The sequence below is a fragment of the Pseudomonas sp. PGPR N4 genome, assembly GCF_059693665.1.
The window spans coordinates 269,407-285,898 of record NZ_JCAUKV010000003.1 but is presented as its reverse complement, the minus strand read 5'-3'; the positions used below and the strand labels follow the sequence as shown (position 1 = coordinate 285,898).

Here is a 16,492-nt window from a genome sequence, read left to right as displayed (position 1 = left end):
ACTGTTCAGGCAGCAGCCTTGGCAGCTTCCTTCAGCAGCTGAGCAACACGCTCAGACGGCTGTGCGCCAACGCTCAACCAGTGAGCAACGCGGTCTTGTTTAACGGACAGACGAACTTCCTGACCACGAGCGACTGGGTTGAAGAAGCCAACCTGTTCGATGTGGGAGCCGTCACGCGGGTTACGCGAGTCGGTTACGGTCAGTTGGTAGAACGGGCGCTTTTTGGAGCCGCCACGGGCAAGACGAATGGTAAGCATTGAACATCGTTCCTGTAGTCGGTGCTGCAAATCATGATGCACAGCGGGCACACGGGTGCCCGAAAGGCCGCATATTCTCAAGGAATATCCGGACATTTGCAAATGCCTTTTTTCACCGGGTTGTTCACCCTGAAAAAAGACCCGCCTGCCGATCTGCGATAAAGCTGCCTCTCGCAAGGCAGCGGTGTCCCCGCCGAAGCGGGATCCCGGCCAGCCGCGCCTTCGCGCCACTGGCCTGAGTAGGGTTACATCTTGGGCATGCCGCCACCTGGCATCATGCCGCCAAGGCCGCGCATCATCTTCGACATGCCGCCCTTGGTGGAAAATTTCTTCATCATCTTCTGCATTTGCTTGTGCTGCTTGATCAACCGGCCGACGTCCTGCACCTGGGTGCCGGAGCCGAGGGCGATGCGGCGCTTGCGCGAACCGCTGATCAAATCGGGATCGCGGCGCTCGGCCGGGGTCATCGAGTTGATCATCGCTTCCATCTGCTTGAACTGCTTCTCGGCCGCGCCCTGGGCATTGCCCATCTGCGACAGATTGACCCCGCCGATGCTCGGCAGCTTGTCCATCAAGCCGCCGAGGCCGCCCATGTTCTTCATCTGTTGCAGCTGGTCGCGGAAGTCTTCGAGGTCGAAGCCCTTGCCCTTCTTCAGCTTCTTGGCCAGCTTGTCGGCCTTGGCCTTGTCGATGGTCTGCTCGGCCTGCTCGATCAGGCTGAGCACGTCGCCCATGCCGAGGATGCGCGAGGCGATACGGTCAGGGTGGAACGGCTCGAGCGCGTCGCTCTTCTCGCCCATACCGATGAACTTGATCGGCTTGCCGGTGATCGAGCGTACCGACAGCGCGGCACCGCCACGGGCGTCACCGTCGACTTTGGTCAGCACTACGCCGGTCAGCGGCAGCGCATCACCAAACGCCTTGGCGGTATTGGCGGCATCCTGACCGGTCATGGCGTCGACCACGAACAGGGTCTCTACCGGCTTGACCGCAGCGTGCAGCGCCTTGATCTCGTCCATCATGTCGCTGTCGATGTGCAGACGACCGGCGGTGTCGAGGATGACCACGTCGATGAACTTGAGCTTGGCCTCGCGGATCGCCGCTTCAGCGATTGCCACAGGCTTCTGGCTGATATCGGACGGGAAGAAGGTCACGCCGACTTCGCCTGCCAGGGTCTCCAGCTGTTTGATCGCCGCCGGACGGTAGACGTCGGCAGACACAACCATCACCGACTTCTTCTTGCGCTCTTTAAGGAAGCGCGCCAGCTTGCCGGCGGTGGTGGTCTTGCCCGCACCCTGCAGGCCGGCCATCAGCACCACGGCGGGCGGGGCGGCGTTCAGGGCAAGGTCTTCGTTGGCTGCGCCCATCAGGCTTTCGAGTTCGGCCTGGACGATCTTCACGAACGCCTGGCCCGGGCTCAGGCTGCGCGACACCTCGGTGCCGATTGCGCGTTCCTTGATGCTGTTGACGAAATCCTTGACCACCGGCAGCGCAACGTCGGCTTCGAGCAACGCCATGCGCACTTCGCGCAGCGTGTCCTTGATGTTGTCTTCGGTCAGCTTGGCCTTGCCGGTGACATGGCGCAGCGTCTGTGACAGGCGGTCGGTCAGGTTTTCGAACATGGTGATCCTTTCAGGCTTGGCAAAGCCGCGATTTGTCAGGCGCCCCGGCGGTAATCGACACGCACGGGGAACAGCAAGCCGGCGATTATAGCGGAGACTTGACGCCGCGCACACCATGTACAGGACCATCGGCCCAATCACCCGCAGCGCGAGGCCTGCGCTGGATCAACGCCAGAGCCGTGCGTCGGCCTTCCTTGGCACCCGCGTTCTATGCCAAACTCGCGGTCTTCCCGGGCTTGCCTATCAGGACTTATGCTCTCTTCACCCAGCCTCATCCCCAATCTGCTCGCCGTCGGCCTTTATATTGCCGCTGCGATCTACCACAGCATGCGCCTGGCCCAGGGCACGCGTGCCGACAAGCGCCTGCTCGGTCTGCTCGGCACGATCGCGGTCATCGCCCAGGCCGGCGCGCTGTTCTTCCAGTTGATCACCCCGTTGGGGCTGAGCCTGGACTTCTTCAGTGCCTCGAGCCTGATCGCCGTCGCAGTGATCGCCCTGACCCTGCTGGCGTGCCTGCGCATTCCGGTGGAGAACCTGCTGGTCCTGCTGTTTCCGCTCGGCGCGATCACCGCCTTGCTGGCGCAGTTCGCCCCCGCAGGTACAGTGCCGCTGATCAACGAAGAACCGGGCATCCTTGCCCATATCCTGCTGTCGATCCTGGCATACGGGCTGTTCACCATCGCCGTGTTCCAGGCGCTGCTGTTGCTGCTGCAGGACTACCAGCTCAAGCACAAGCACCCGTCCGGGCTGATCCGCAACTTCCCGCCGCTGCAAACCATGGAAAGCCTGCTGTTCGGCTTCCTCTGGGCCGGTTGGGCACTGCTGTCGCTGTCACTGATCTCGGGCTGGCTGTTCCTCGACAACCTGTTTGCCCAGCACCTGGTGCACAAGACCTTGCTCGCCTGCGTGGCGTGGGTGGTGTTCAGCGTGCTGCTGTGGGGCCGCACCCGCCTGGGCTGGCGCGGGCACAAGGCGATCCGCTGGACCCTGGCCGGTTTCTGCCTGCTGATGCTGGCCTATTTCGGCAGCAAGCTGGTACGCGAATTCATCCTGCATATCTGACGGTGGTCCATGGATAGTCTGCCGCTGTTCGTCCAGTTGCATGCGCCACTGCTGGGTTGCCTAGCCCTGGCGCTGCTGTGGGCGGCATTGTTCACTGCGGTCGATAGCGCCCGCCAACAACTCAACGCGCAACCACGTGGCACAGAGCCTGCCGCACCTGCCTTGCCGGCTCAGGCGTTGGTGTTCGGCGCCAGCCTGGGCAAGCTACTGGTGTTTGGCCTGGGCTGCCTGCTGGGTCAGCGCTACAGCGGCGAGCACGGCTTCTGGCTGGGCGGTCTGATGGCTGCGGTATTGGTGCTGGTACTGGCCGAATACCTGCCGCGGCGAATGGTACGGCGTAATCCGGAAGCGTTCGTCAGCCTTGGCGCCAACCTGCTGAAGTTGCCGCTGACCCTGCTGCAACCGCTGGCGTGCCTGCTCGACGGCATCGCCAAGCTCATCCTGCGCCCGTTCCGCCCGGCGCCGACTGCGGTTGCGCTGCACCCACAGAATAACGACGATGACGATCAGGACGAGTTCGAAGCCCAGCGCCACGGCCTGCTCGATGGTTTGCGTTCACTTGACGAGATCACCGTCAACGACATTCTGGTGCCACGCAACGAAGTCGACGGGATCAATCTCGACGACCCTATCGAACGCATCATCGAACAACTGATCGTCAGCCGGCATACCCGCTTGCCGGTGTTTCACAACGACATCAACCAGGTCGAGGCAATCCTCAACACCAAGCTGATCAGCCATCTGCTGCCACACGCCGAGCTGACCCTGGAGACGATTGCCGCCGCCTGCTATGAGCCGTACTTCGTGCCCGAAAGCACGCCACTGCAGATGCAGCTGCTGAACTTTCACAAGCAGCAACGGCGCCTTGGCGTGGTGGTCGATGAATACGGCGAAGTGCTGGGCATCGTCACTCTGGAAGACATCCTCGAAGAAATCGTCGGCGAGTTCGAGGACGAGCAAAGCCCGCAGAACCCGCACATTCATCCGCAGGCCGATGGCCGCTTCGTCATCGAAGGCGCCGCCTCGCTGCGCGAGGTCAACCGCAGCTTGGGCTGGCATCTGCCCTGTGACGGCGGGCCGAAGACCCTCAACGGGTTGGTCACCGAGGCACTGGAAAGCATCCCGGCCAGTGCCGTGTGCCTGAAGATTGGCCGCTACCGGCTGGAAATCCTTGAAACCGAAGACAATTGTGCGAGCAAGGTACTGGTCTGGACCGTGACCCGCTAGCTATACTCGGGTCACGCTTACCCAGCCCTGCCGTCGCGCCCGCTATCCGCATTTGGCGCCACACGGCCAGTCCGCTCCACTGATGTACCCCGCGCGCCTGCCTCACCATCCTGAACAGTGCCCGCTCCCCTCGCCTACCCCCAGGGCTTTGATCAGTCGAGCGACCCACAACCATTCGCTCCAGCGCCTGTGCGCGCGCAGCTGCCTGTCTGACCTGCGCCGGCCATGGAGCTTCGACTGTCAGGGATCTACACAGATGACCACCAGCAGCACCTATTCCGATTCGACCCCGGCAGCACCGGTCAACTCGCCAGCGAGGGTGGCTACCGCCAGCTTTATCGGCACCGCGATCGAGTTCTACGATTTCTATGTCTACGCCACCGCCGCCGCGCTGGTGATCGGCCCGGTGTTCTTCCCGTCCGGCTCGGGCACCGCGCAGATGCTCGCGGCGTTTCTGACTTTCGGCATCGCCTTCATGGCGCGGCCGTTGGGTTCCGCCCTGTTCGGCCATTTTGGCGACCGGATCGGCCGTAAATCGACTCTGGTTGCCTCGCTGCTGCTGATGGGCGTGTCGACCACGCTGATCGGTGTGCTGCCGGGCTACGACAGCATTGGCGTGTGGGCACCGATCATCCTGTGCATCCTGCGCTTTGGCCAAGGCCTGGGCCTGGGTGGCGAATGGGGCGGCGCAGCACTGCTGGCCACAGAGAACGCCCCGCCAGGCAAGCGCGCCTGGTTCGGCATGTTCCCGCAACTTGGCCCGTCGATTGGTTTTCTGGCGGCCAACGGGCTGTTCCTCGGCCTCGCTCTGGGCCTGAGTGACGAGCAGTTCCGCGCGTGGGGCTGGCGCATCCCATTCCTGCTCAGCGCCGCACTGGTGCTGGTTGGTCTGTATGTGCGCCTCAAGCTGGAAGAGAGCCCGGTGTTCGCCAAGGCCATTGCCGACAATCAGCGGGTGAAGATGCCGGTAGTGGATGTCTTTGCCAAACACTGGCGGCCAACCCTGCTCGGCGCCGCGGCCATGGTCGTGTGCTATGCGCTGTTCTACATTTCGACGGTATTCTCGCTCAGCTATGGCGTGAGCACCCTTGGCTACAGCCGCGAGACCTTCCTTGGCCTGCTGTGCTTTGCAGTGGTGTTCATGGCCTTGGCCACGCCGCTGTCGGCCTGGCTCAGCGACCGCTACGGGCGCAAACCGGTGCTGATCGTCGGGGCACTGCTGGCAATTGCGTCGGGCTTTACCATGGAGCCACTGCTGACCTCAGGCTCGACCGCGGGCGTGGCGCTGTTTCTGGCGATCGAACTGTTCTTGATGGGCGTGACCTTCGCGCCGATGGGCGCACTGCTGCCAGAGCTGTTCCCGACTCAGGTGCGTTATACCGGCGCGTCGGCGGCGTATAACCTGGGCGGTATTGTCGGCGCCTCGGCGGCACCGTTCTTTGCCCAGAAGCTGGTGAGCATGGGCGGTTTGAGCTGGGTTGGCGGGTATGTGTCGGCGGCAGCGCTGATCAGCCTGCTGGCTGTGCTGTGCCTGAAGGAGACGCGCAACGCGCACCTCTGATAGAAGTTGGGGCTGCAAGGCAGCCCCATTGCTGAATCAGAACTCGACCTTGACCGCCTGCGCTGAACGGGTCGCCTTGGCCCGTGCGGCCTCGATCGACTCGTCACGCGCCAGGCACACGCCCATGCGGCGCTGGCCGTCGATTTCGGGCTTGCCGAACAGGCGGATCGCCGTGTCAGGCTCGCTCAGGGCAGCGCCAAGGTTGGCGAAGCTGGTCTGCTGCGACTTGCCTTGCGGCAGGATCACCGCCGACGCCGACGGACCAAACTGACGCACCAGTGGAATCGGCAGACCGAGGATCGCCCGCGCGTGCAGGGCAAACTGCGACAGGTCCTGGGAAATCAAGGTGACCAGGCCAGTATCGTGCGGGCGCGGCGAGACTTCGCTGAACCACACCTGATCGCCTTTGACGAACAGCTCGACGCCAAACAGGCCACGCCCGCCGAGGGCATCGGTAACTGCCTGGGCGACGCGCTGCGACTCGGCCAAAGCCTTGGCGCTCATCGCCTGTGGCTGCCAAGACTCTTGATAGTCACCCTTCTCCTGACGATGGCCGACCGGCGCAAGGAAGGTGGTGCCACCGACGTGGCGCACGGTCAGCAGGGTGATCTCGTATTCAAAGTCGATAAAGCCTTCGACGATTACCCGACCTTTGCCGGCGCGGCCGCCTTCCTGGGCGTAGTCCCAGGCCTGTTGCAGGTCATCGGCGCTGCGCAGCAGGCTCTGGCCCTTGCCCGACGAACTCATCACCGGCTTGACCACGCACGGGTAGCCGAGGTCATTGACGGCGCTGGCGTAGTCTTCGAAGGTGTCGGCGAAGTGGTACGGCGAGGTCGGCAGGTCCAGCTCTTCGGCGGCCAGGCGACGAATGCCTTCGCGGTTCATGGTCAGCTGAGTCGCGCGTGCGGTTGGCACCACGTTGAAGCCTTCGTTTTCCAGCTCGACCAGAGTCGCGGTGGCGATGGCTTCGATTTCAGGGACGATGTAATGCGGTTTTTCTGCCTCGATCACTGCCCGCAGCGCAACCCCATCAAGCATGTTGATGACGTGGCTGCGGTGCGCGACCTGCATGGCCGGCGCGTTGGCGTAGCGGTCGACGGCGATCACTTCGACGCCCAGGCGCTGCAGCTCGATCACCACTTCTTTGCCCAGCTCGCCGCAGCCGCACAGCAGTACACGGGTCGCGGTCGGCGACAGTGGAGTTCCGATACGGGTCATTTCAGGTCCTCGTGGGCGTGCGGGGCGGCGTCAGGCTGAGCGCTACCCGCTGAAAAAGGACCGGTATTCTACAACAGGCGCGGCGCTCAGCGCAGCAGCGCTGCCTTGCGTGCGCGCCAGGTCATCGCCAACCACACGGCGCTGACGCCGGCAAACTTGGAGGCCATGGCGGTGCCGACCACAAGCGGCGTCAACGCGCCGATCATGCCGAAGAAGATAAAGGTGTCCACCGGAATGCTCAGCGCCGAACTCAGCCACAGGCGATCGCGCAGCGGCCGCTTGGTGATGCTGAACACCAGCCAGTCGATCAGTTCGGAGACAAAGAACGCGGTGGCGCTGGCCAGGGCGATGGCCGGTTCCGAGGTGATGTACGACAGCACCAGCGCGGCCAGCATCGCCACCAGCGCGCCGTGGCCAAAGCGGGTCTGCACCATGTCACGCAGAATAAACACCAGCCCGCCCCAGGCGGACCAGATCACGTCCAGATGCGGAGCGCTGGAAAACGCGTAGTTGATCAGCACTACGCTGCTGATATAGGCGAGCAGATAGAACATGGTGAGCGACCTTCGGGCAAGCCGCACAGATTACTTGATTTTCAAGTCAACGCCAGCCTCACAGGCCAACAATCATCCCGGACGCCAGCGCCCGCTCATGGCACAGCCTGAGTACCTGCCGGCGTTCGTCGTTATCCATCCGCCCCCAGCGGCTGATCTCGGCCACGCTGCGCTGGCAACCGGTGCAGATATCCTGCTCATCCAGCGCGCAGATGTTCACGCAGGGCGAGCTGACCGGACGTTCGACTTCGCTCATGTCAGTCTTCCTGCACAGCGAGGTCGCGGGCATAGCGCTCGGCGTTGCGCACGTAGTGAGCGGCGCTGGCTTCGAGCATGCTTTTCTGCGCATCGGTCAGCTCGCGCACAACCTTGCCCGGCGAGCCCATCACCAACGAGCCGTCAGGGATTTCCTTGCCTTCGGCAATCAGCGCATTGGCGCCGATGATGCAGTGTTTGCCGATACGCGCGCCGTTGAGCACCACCGCGTTGATGCCGATCAGGCTGTGGTCGCCAACCGTGCAGCCATGCAGCATGGCGTTGTGGCCAATGGTCACGCCCTTGCCGATGGTCAGCGGCGAGCCCATGTCGGTGTGCATTACGGTGCCGTCCTGGACATTACTGCCCTCGCCGATGTCGATCAGCTCGTTGTCGCCGCGCAGCACCGCGCCAAACCAGACGCTGGCCCCGGCCTGCAGGCGGACCTTGCCGATCAGCGTGGCGGTCGGTGCCGTCCAGCTGGTGGGATGGGTCTCTACGTGCATGTCACCCAGGCGGTACTTCATGGTTGGCTCCTCACGGACGGCGGCTTGGTGGGGTCGACCCCACTCAGATATTGATGAAACGCTCAGGCGGCTGATGCAGGCTGATACCTGCGTCATACAACAGGTTAACCAGTTCGACGATCATGATCGCCGACAAACCCCAGATCTTGTAGCCCTCATAGCGATAGCTGGGCACATACCAACTGCGGCCTTGATAATCGATGCGGTGGGTGTGGTCGCGCGGGTCCTGACGGAAGAACTCCAGCGGCACGCTGAACACCGCGGCAATCTCGGCGTCGTTGGGCCGATATTCGACGTAGTCAGGGATCAAACCGACGAACGGCGTCACCTTCAGGCCATGCAGCGAAATCAGCGGGCTGAGCGGCCCGATCACTTCCACCAGGCCCGGCGGCAGGCCGATCTCTTCATGGGCTTCGCGCAGCGCGGTGAACACCAGATCCGGATCTTCCGGGTCACGCCGTCCACCAGGGAACGCCACTTCGCCGCCATGGGTCGACAGGCCCTTGGCCCGCAGGGTCAAGACCAGCTCGGGCTCGTCGCTGCGGGTGATGGGCAGCAGCACCGCCGCTTCCGGAAAACGACGGTCACCCGCCATGGCCGCGGGGGTATGGTTGCTCATTCGGCGCAACAGCTCGTCCAGCATACGCACTCTCGATTGCAAGGCCTGCCGTGCATGATGCACCAAAAGCTGCGGGCCACCCAAGCCCTGGCCGACGGGCACTTGCTGGCGGGCGGCAAGGCGCGCCAAGATAGGCGCATATAAAGGGAGCAAAGCATGAATTTCTGCAGTGCGTGCGGCAAGCCGGTCATCCAGCGCATCCCCGACGGCGACAGCCGCCTGCGCTACGTCTGCGATCATTGCCAGACCATCCATTACCAAAACCCCAACATCGTCGCCGGGGTGCTACCGACCCATGGCAGCCAGGTGCTGCTGTGCCGCCGCGCTATCGAGCCGCGCCGCGGCTTCTGGACTCTGCCCGCAGGCTTCATGGAGAACGGCGAGACCATCGATCAGGCCGCTCGTCGCGAAACCGTCGAAGAAGCCTGCGCCAGGGTCGGCGAAATGAGGCTGTATCAGCTGTTCGACCTGCCGCATATCAATCAGGTGCACCTGTTCTTCCGCGCCGAACTGGCCGATCTGGACTATGCCGTCGGCGTCGAAAGCCTGGAGGTGCGTTTGTTCGAGGAGCATGAGATCCCGTGGGACCATCTGGCTTTTCGCACAGTCGCACGCACACTAGAATGCTATTATCGCGACCGCATCGAGCAGCACTTCCCCATAGGCCATGAATACGTGGCGCCGATGACTGTTGCGCCGCCCATTACCTAGTCTGCAGGGATACCGTTTCATGCGTTGGTTGCTAGCCCTTATCTGCTGTGGTGTCGCTTCGGTGTCGCAAGCGGCGTTTACCGAAGTCATCATTCGCAAGCCCCAGGGCCAGGTGCAAACCCAGGCGCCCGCGCAGCAGCAGCAGCAGCAGCAGACCCAGCAGACCCAGCAACCGCTGATCGACAAGGTGCTGGTGCTCAAGTCCGAACGCCGCCTGCAACTGATCAGCCGCGGCGAGCCGCTCAAGACCTACCGCATCTCGCTGGGCAAGCAGCCCAAGGGCGCCAAGGAGCGCGAAGGCGACAAACGCACCCCGGAAGGTTTCTACTGGCTCGATTGGCGCAAGGCCAGCGACCGCTACAACCTGGCCATGCACATCTCCTACCCAAACATCACCGACGCCGCCAAAGCCCGCCGCGCAGGCGTACCCGCCGGCAGCATGATCATGATCCACGGTACGCCGCTGGATGAGGAATACCCGGAGTGGTATTTCCATACCCTGGACTGGACCGAGGGCTGTATCGCCATGCGCAATGCCGATATGCGCGAGGTATGGAGCATGGTCAAGGATGGCACCATGATCGAGATCCGGCCCTGAAGCCGCCGGTTCCTGACAAGAAATTTCCTACGCACTTCGCGCACTTGTCTGACGCTCCGGTCAGCAAGGTACGGCATATTTTCCAATAGCCAACTTCTTAGAATTTCCGCAAAGAAGCACGCAAACCGTGCCCTAGTTGCGGAAGTTCACCATGCCTACTTGCCTGCCCCGTGTAGGTCGACTAATCCTTTGCGCCCTCTTGCTGGGCCTTTTTGGCACAGTAGAGGCGCTCGCCAGCGACCCCGCCAGCCAGCAGATACGTGATCAACAACGCGCGCTGCAGCAAATCGAGCAGCACCAGCGTTTGCAGCAGTGGCAGCGCCGGGGGCGGGTCGACAGCACTGTCGAGTCGACCACGTCAGCCCCGCCTGATCAACAGTGCTGGGCGATCTCCGGTGTGCGCATCACCGGCAACAAACAGATCTCCAGCGCCGACCTTGAACAACACCTGCGGCCGCTGCTGCCATCCTGCACGGGCGTGGCCGATCTCAATCGCCTACTCAAGGCCATCACCGAACTCTATGTACGCGCCGGTTATCCGGCCAGTCGACCGTACCTGGCCCGGCAACCGGCGACTGGCAAGCCACTCGAGGTGGTCATCATCGAAGGCTTTGTCGAGTCGATCAGGCTTGCCGATCCCGACCTGCCATTGTCGTTACGCGGCGCCTTTCCCCATCTGCTGGGCCGGCCGTTGTACTTGCCTGATCTGGAGCAAGGCCTCGACCAACTCAATCGGCTGCGCGCCTACGACCTGACTGCCGCGCTGCTGCCGGGCACCCTGCAGGGCGGCACCCAAATACTCATCGAGCCGCGCGCAGTGGGTTCGCGCTGGCACCTGGACAGCCGCCTGGACAACCGCGGCAGCCCCCTTACCGGTCGCCACCGGTTGAGCCTCGGCCTCGGCGTCGACAGCCCGCTGCAGGTCAACGACGACCTGCGCCTGACCCTCAACGCCGCCGTATTCGACGCACCGGGGCAGAGCCAGGGCGCCAGCCTGTATTACAGCGTGCCCTACGGCCCGTGGACGTTCGCCGTCAACGCCAGCCAGCTGAGCTACCGAGCGCCGATTCCGGATACCCGTTACACCAGCAACGGCACTAGCCGCTTCCAGGGCGTGAGCGCCGAGCGCGTGCTCTGGCGCGGTCAGCACGGCATGCTCAGCGCCAGCACGCGGCTTGACCACAAGCAACTGCAGAACCGCCTCGACGACAGCCTGTTGCAACTACAGAGCCCGACCCTGACCACGCTGGACGCCGGGGTCAATCTGCTGTGGCTGGACGCAGGCCTGTGGCACGGCTACCTCGGCATTGCCCGCGGCTTGGCCTGGTTTGGCGCAGACCCACCGGCTAGCGCAGCCGCGCATCCACAAGCGCAGTTTCTCAAGTACCGGGCAAATCTGCTGCATGTGCGTCAGGGGCCAGCGCAAAGCCCCTGGCGCTGGCAGAGCGAACTCAATCTGCAGTACAGCCGCGATGTGCTGCCGGCCATCGAACAGTTGCTGCTCAGCGACGACTCGGCGGTACGCGGTTTTCGCGCCTACAGCGTCGCCGGCGCCAGCGGCGCGGTCTGGCGCAACAGCGTTAGCCAACCCTTGGCCATACCCCTGCCCTTCAACTTGCAGCTGCGCCCACAACTCAGCCTAGACCTAGGTTGGGCCCGCCTCACCAGCGACAGCCCCTGGCAACGACTGGCCGGCGCCGCCGCTGGCGTCGAGGTCAGCCTGCCGGGCAGCCGCCTGCGCCTCGACTATCAATTTCCGCTGTACGCCAGTGACCGTTCTCGACAGGCCCTCGAGCCGGGATTCTGGGTGCTGGATTGGAGCCTGTCCCTGTGATTCACCCACCACCACGAGAAAAACAATAATGAAAAACCTTGCGCAACTCCCCTTGATCCAACCAGACACACTGCGCTGGGCGGTGTTTGTCGGCCTGTTCTGCACGGGCGCAGCCCTTGCCCAACCCGCATTGCAGCCCAGCAGCGGCCCCGGTGGAACGCCCGTAATCAACCCGGCCCATGGCGTGCCGGTGATCGAAATCGTCCCGCCAAATGCCAGTGGCCTGTCGCACAACCAGTTCATCGACTATAACGTCGGCAAGCCCGGGCTGGTGCTCAACAACTCGCTGCAGTCGGGCCAGTCGCAACTGGCCGGCGCCCTGGCGGCCAACCCGCAGTTTCACGGTCAGGCCGCTTCGACCATCCTCAATGAGGTGGTCAGCCGCAACGCCTCGCTGATCGAAGGCCCGCAGGAAATCTTCGGTCGCGCGGCCAACTACATCCTCGCCAACCCCAACGGCATCACCCTCAACGGCGGCAGCTTCATCAACACCACCCGGGCCGGCTTCGCGGTCGGTACTGCAGAGGTCCAGGATCAGCAGTTGAAGCTGCTCGATACCTTGCAGGCGAGCGGCTCGCTGCAGGTGCTGAGCGGCGGCCAACGCAACGACGGCGGTGCGCTGGACCTGATCGCACCGCAGATTCACAGCACGGGCGAGCTCGGCGCCAAGGACGACCTCAACATCACCGTTGGCCGCAATCGTATCGATGCGGTGACCGGTAACGTCGTCGAACACCTGGCTGCGACGCCTTCGAGCATCGACGCCCAGCTGTTCGGTGCGATGCACGCAGGGCGTATTCGGATAGTCAGTACTGGCGAAGGTGCCGGCGTGCGCGTTGGCGCGGTGCAGGTCAACGGCCGCGACGGCGTCAGCATCGGTTCGGCAGGCGATCTGTTCATCAGCGGTGAACCCGGCCAGGCCGCCACGTTACGCAGCGAGCAGGGGCTGTTGGCGCTGCAGGCCAGGGACAACTTGACCCTGCGCGCTATTGATGGTCAGGCCAAGCGTATCGAAGCCAAGGCCGGGCAACAGCTGACCCTGGATACCACTACTCGCGAAACCATCGCCCGCGAGCAGGAGAACTGGGATAAAGGCTGGTGGTTCGTGACCACAGAGACTTACAACCGCGACCGCACTACCACCGAACGCACCGTGCAAGGCACCACGTTGAAGGCTGACGAAGCGGTCCAATTGCAGTCGGGCGGCGACCTGCGAATGGCTGCCGCAACGCTAACCAGCGAGGGCCAGATTAATCTCGCCAGCGGCGGCAAACTGGACATCGATGCAGCTGTCGACAGCACGCGGGTAAACCAAACCATCCGCCATCGCAAACACCTGTGGAATGGCGACAGTAACAGCGACGACTATCAGGAAACCGCCCGCGGCAGCCGCCTTCAGGCTGGCCTGGTCAGCGCCAGTGCCACCGGCGCGATCAGGGTCCGCGGCAGTGAAGTGCATAGCCAGAGCGAGGCAGTCCTGCACAGTGACCAGGGCAGCCTCGAGGTCACCAGCGGGCAGACCCAGTCAAGCTCCAACTCGCACAGCCGCGACAGCAAGTTGTTCGGCCTCATAAGCAAGAGCAAGGACGACGCCGAGCAACATGAACAAGCCCAGGCCAGCGAGGTGCAGGCCCAGAGCAACCTGCACCTGGCCAGCGCCGAGCAGATGCGCATTCACGGCTCCAGGCTCAAGGCTGGCCAGCAGCTGAAGGTCGACGCCAAGGGCGACCTGCTGATCGACAGTGCCCAGTCTCGATCCCAGCAGCAGGCTTCAACTCATCAACGCGGCCTCACCGCATCTGCCAAGCAGACCCAGGAGGCTGAGGACGGCAAGCCTGCTTCGCACCAGTACAAGGCGGGCCTGGGCTATCAGGTAGTCAACAGCCAGCATGAGCAGCAAGACACCACCCAGCTGGGCAGTGAGCTGCAAGCCGGCAACGTCGACCTGCGCAGCGATGCCCACCTGCAAGTCAACGGCTCACAGGTCAAGGCCACCCACGGCGACCTGAACATCAACGCAGAGCAAACCACCCTGAGCGCCACCCACAATCAGCACGAGTCGCTCGACAGCTCCAGCCAGAGCGGCGGCGGCCTGCTGTTGAGCGGCGGCATCGACAAGCTCGGTGCGGCCTTCGAAGGCCACCACAACCGCGATACGCAACAGCAAAAGGACAGCAAGGTGCAGCGCAGCGAACTCTCGGCCACAGGCAACCTTCATATCAACAGCAAGCAACTGGTCACCGAAGCCGCACGGGTGACTGCCGGCGATACTCTGCAAATCGATGCCGAGCACATCGACAATCGGGCGGTGCATGACACTGAAGTGCGCGAGCACAACCGTAACGACTGGAGCGCCAGCCTGGGTGGCAGCCTGGAATACCGCGGGCTCACCCGGCCGATCGAGCAACTGATCGCAGGCGGTGAGGGGCAGCGCTTCCAGCAGGCCTCTGTGGAGGATGCGCTGGTCGCCCCGAGCGCCGGCGCCGACATGACTGTGGAGCACCTCAAACGCCTGGAAAACCAGCGCCGCGGCTATGCGCAGGTCAGCGAGCTGAGTGGTGGCTCGGTGGTGCTCAAGGCAGATCGCATCGATGATCAAGGTACGGCATGGCGAGCCAATACCGGCACCCTGCAGATCGATGCCGACCATCATCACATGGCGGCGGCGGTTGATCAGCAGCAGAGCAAGGTCGACCGCCTGGCCTATGGCGGCGACCTGCGGGTCGACACCAGCACTGGCGAAGACATCAATGTGCGCGCCTCGGCCAAGGGTGATTCACTGGCAAGTCTTGTCAGCAAGGACACGGCCCGCCCAGGCAGCCTCTACGGCAAGCAAGGCATTCAGGTTCAGTTGGGCAGCGAAGGCCGCTATGAGGGCAGCCGCTTCGACGGTGGCGATGCGGGGGTAAGCCTGCACAGCGGCGGGCAACTGAGCCTGGTGCAGGCCACTGATCGGCACAGCGAGCAGATCAATGCCATCGAGGGCAACGCCTGGGCCAAAGGCGGCAACCGCCCCGGCAGCACGGGGGGTGAAGTGCGCGGCTATCTCAAGGGCGAGCAACGCTCGCTCGACGATACGACTGCGCAGGTAGCCCAGATCGACGCCAAGGGCGATGTCAGCCTGAGCAATGCTGGCGACCTGTTGCTGGAAGGCACACGTATCGGCAGCCGTGCGGCCAAGGTCGCCAACGTCGATATGAACAGCGCCGGGCTGTTACAGGTCAAGGCCGCTACCTCAAGTCACGAGGGCCACGGCAACGCCCTCGGCGGCGGCCTGGAATTGGCCCTCAAGCAAGGCAATAGCCGCGGTGGCGCAGTTGGCGGCCACTTCAACAGTGGTCGTGTGGATGAGTCCTCGCGCCAGGCAGTGGATGCGCAGATCGACGCCACCGGCAAGCTGGCCCTGGCCAGCAGCGCACGCGAAGAAACTGCCATGCACCTGCAAGGGCTGCAGGCGACGGCGGGGCAGATCGCGATCACCGCAGACAACGGCGGCCTGCTGCTGGAAGGCTCATCGAACAGCGAGCGGCGCGACAACCTCGCCGTCACTGCCGGCGCCGGCTTTGCCCAATCCAGCGGCAGCCTCGACAGCCAAGGCCTGCACGGCCGGGTCAAGGTCAACCTCGACCAACGCGACAACCAGACCTGGAACACCAGCAACCTGCGCGCCGACCACATCGTCCTGACCAGCAGCGGCGACAGTCGCTTGCTGAGCGCGCGCCTGGATGCAGGACGCATCGACGCCGACATCGGTGGCGACCTACTGGTCGCCAGCCGCAAGGACCAAGTCAACAACCTCAGCGTCGATGTTGATGCGCGCTTGAGCCGCGAGCGCAATCCGCAGGGCTTCAACAATGCCCTGGCTGCGTTGGCAGGTCCCGCGGGCGACAAGCTCACCGGCAAGTTCGGCAAGCAGGTCAGCAAGGTCGACCCAAGCCTGTCGCCTACGCTGAAACTGGACGTGTCGCAGGTTCAGCGCGACACCGTCAGCGAGCAAGCGAGTTTGAGTGGACGCGATGGAGTCCAGCTCAAGGTCGGCGGCAATCTGAAACTGGAAGGTGCCAAGCTGCAGTCAGGCAAAGGCCAAGTGGAGGTGCAAGCTGCATCCGTCACCGAGCAGACCCTATATGGCCGCGACTACCGCCGCGATTTCGCAGTGGATGCGTCAAATTCGCCGGTCGACCTGGGCACGGCTTTGCTTGACGTGATCAAGAACAGCGTCCGCGCCGATGGCGAGAATGGCTTGGACCTGGGCCTGCTGCGTACCAGTGGGCATAGCCGCAGTGAAGAGTGGGTATCGAGTGTCGGGGGCAAGGGCGGGCGCCGATAGATGAATCAGGCGCGGGCCTGTCCCGCGCCAACCGCCAATAACGAAGCCAGTCAGGGCCTTAACCCTGAGGTCCCCACTAAAATCGCCAACAAATGAAACTGTAAGAGCCTGTTAACT

The 16,492-nt window shown here is 63.4% G+C and carries 14 protein-coding genes; 7 read left to right on the top strand and 7 right to left on the bottom strand.

Translation table 11 applies throughout. From position 1 onward, the window contains the following. Nucleotides 1–5 precede the first annotated feature (5 nt). Nucleotides 6–257, bottom strand: coding sequence for a 30S ribosomal protein S16 (rpsP, locus tag AC58X1_RS15055; protein WP_101317097.1), 252 nt, complete (start codon nucleotides 255–257; stop codon nucleotides 6–8). Nucleotides 258–502: 245 nt separating this feature from the next. Beyond that, on the bottom strand, nucleotides 503–1,879 hold the full coding sequence (ffh, locus tag AC58X1_RS15050; RefSeq protein ID WP_101317095.1) for a signal recognition particle protein: 1,377 nt from the start codon (nucleotides 1,877–1,879) through the stop codon (nucleotides 503–505). Between the two features lie 252 nt (nucleotides 1,880–2,131). On the opposite strand from ffh, the gene AC58X1_RS15045 reads away from it, so the two are divergent. From AC58X1_RS15045 to AC58X1_RS15035, 3 genes are all read left to right on the top strand, one after another. After that, nucleotides 2,132–2,941 carry a cytochrome C assembly family protein gene (locus AC58X1_RS15045; RefSeq protein ID WP_497429052.1) on the top strand — a complete coding sequence of 270 codons (810 nt, stop codon included), beginning with the start codon at nucleotides 2,132–2,134 and terminating at the stop codon, nucleotides 2,939–2,941. A gap of 9 nt (nucleotides 2,942–2,950) precedes the next feature. Continuing rightward, nucleotides 2,951–4,168, top strand: a complete 1,218-nt coding sequence (locus AC58X1_RS15040; protein ID WP_497429051.1) for a transporter associated domain-containing protein — start codon at nucleotides 2,951–2,953, stop codon at nucleotides 4,166–4,168. Nucleotides 4,169–4,424: 256 nt separating this feature from the next. Further along, nucleotides 4,425–5,729: an MFS transporter gene (locus AC58X1_RS15035; RefSeq protein WP_101317089.1), complete on the top strand. Its 1,305-nt coding sequence runs from the start codon at nucleotides 4,425–4,427 to the stop codon at nucleotides 5,727–5,729. 36 nt (nucleotides 5,730–5,765) lie between these two features. Here the strand turns inward: AC58X1_RS15035 and purT are convergent, their stop codons facing one another. The 5 genes from purT to AC58X1_RS15010 all read right to left on the bottom strand — a co-directional run bounded on the left by purT (nucleotide 5,766) and on the right by AC58X1_RS15010 (nucleotide 8,926). Then, complete coding sequence (gene purT, locus AC58X1_RS15030; protein ID WP_101317087.1) at nucleotides 5,766–6,947, bottom strand: formate-dependent phosphoribosylglycinamide formyltransferase; 1,182 nt, start codon at nucleotides 6,945–6,947, stop codon at nucleotides 5,766–5,768. A gap of 86 nt (nucleotides 6,948–7,033) precedes the next feature. Continuing rightward, nucleotides 7,034–7,501, bottom strand: a complete 468-nt coding sequence (locus tag AC58X1_RS15025) for a VUT family protein (RefSeq protein WP_101317085.1) — start codon at nucleotides 7,499–7,501, stop codon at nucleotides 7,034–7,036. Between the two features lie 58 nt (nucleotides 7,502–7,559). Further along, a complete protein-coding gene (locus AC58X1_RS15020; RefSeq protein WP_101317083.1) occupies nucleotides 7,560–7,757 on the bottom strand; it encodes a DUF1289 domain-containing protein in 198 nt (65 codons plus the stop codon). A gap of 1 nt (nucleotide 7,758) precedes the next feature. Next, a complete protein-coding gene (locus tag AC58X1_RS15015; protein WP_497429050.1) occupies nucleotides 7,759–8,283 on the bottom strand; it encodes a gamma carbonic anhydrase family protein in 525 nt (174 codons plus the stop codon). Nucleotides 8,284–8,326: 43 nt separating this feature from the next. Continuing rightward, on the bottom strand, nucleotides 8,327–8,926 hold the full coding sequence (locus AC58X1_RS15010; RefSeq protein ID WP_101317079.1) for a CoA pyrophosphatase: 600 nt from the start codon (nucleotides 8,924–8,926) through the stop codon (nucleotides 8,327–8,329). A gap of 132 nt (nucleotides 8,927–9,058) precedes the next feature. Here AC58X1_RS15010 and AC58X1_RS15005 point away from each other — a divergent pair, with 132 nt between their 5' ends. The 4 genes from AC58X1_RS15005 (at nucleotide 9,059) to AC58X1_RS14990 (ending at nucleotide 16,375) form a co-directional block, all read left to right on the top strand. Next, nucleotides 9,059–9,613: an NUDIX hydrolase gene (locus AC58X1_RS15005; RefSeq protein ID WP_101317077.1), complete on the top strand. Its 555-nt coding sequence runs from the start codon at nucleotides 9,059–9,061 to the stop codon at nucleotides 9,611–9,613. 19 nt (nucleotides 9,614–9,632) lie between these two features. Continuing rightward, complete coding sequence (locus AC58X1_RS15000; protein ID WP_497429049.1) at nucleotides 9,633–10,211, top strand: L,D-transpeptidase family protein; 579 nt, start codon at nucleotides 9,633–9,635, stop codon at nucleotides 10,209–10,211. A gap of 151 nt (nucleotides 10,212–10,362) precedes the next feature. Further along, nucleotides 10,363–12,045: a ShlB/FhaC/HecB family hemolysin secretion/activation protein gene (locus AC58X1_RS14995; RefSeq protein ID WP_497429048.1), complete on the top strand. Its 1,683-nt coding sequence runs from the start codon at nucleotides 10,363–10,365 to the stop codon at nucleotides 12,043–12,045. 28 nt (nucleotides 12,046–12,073) lie between these two features. Next, entirely contained in the window at nucleotides 12,074–16,375 is a 4,302-nt protein-coding gene (locus AC58X1_RS14990; protein WP_497429047.1) for a hemagglutinin repeat-containing protein, read from the top strand. Nucleotides 16,376–16,492 lie beyond the last annotated feature (117 nt).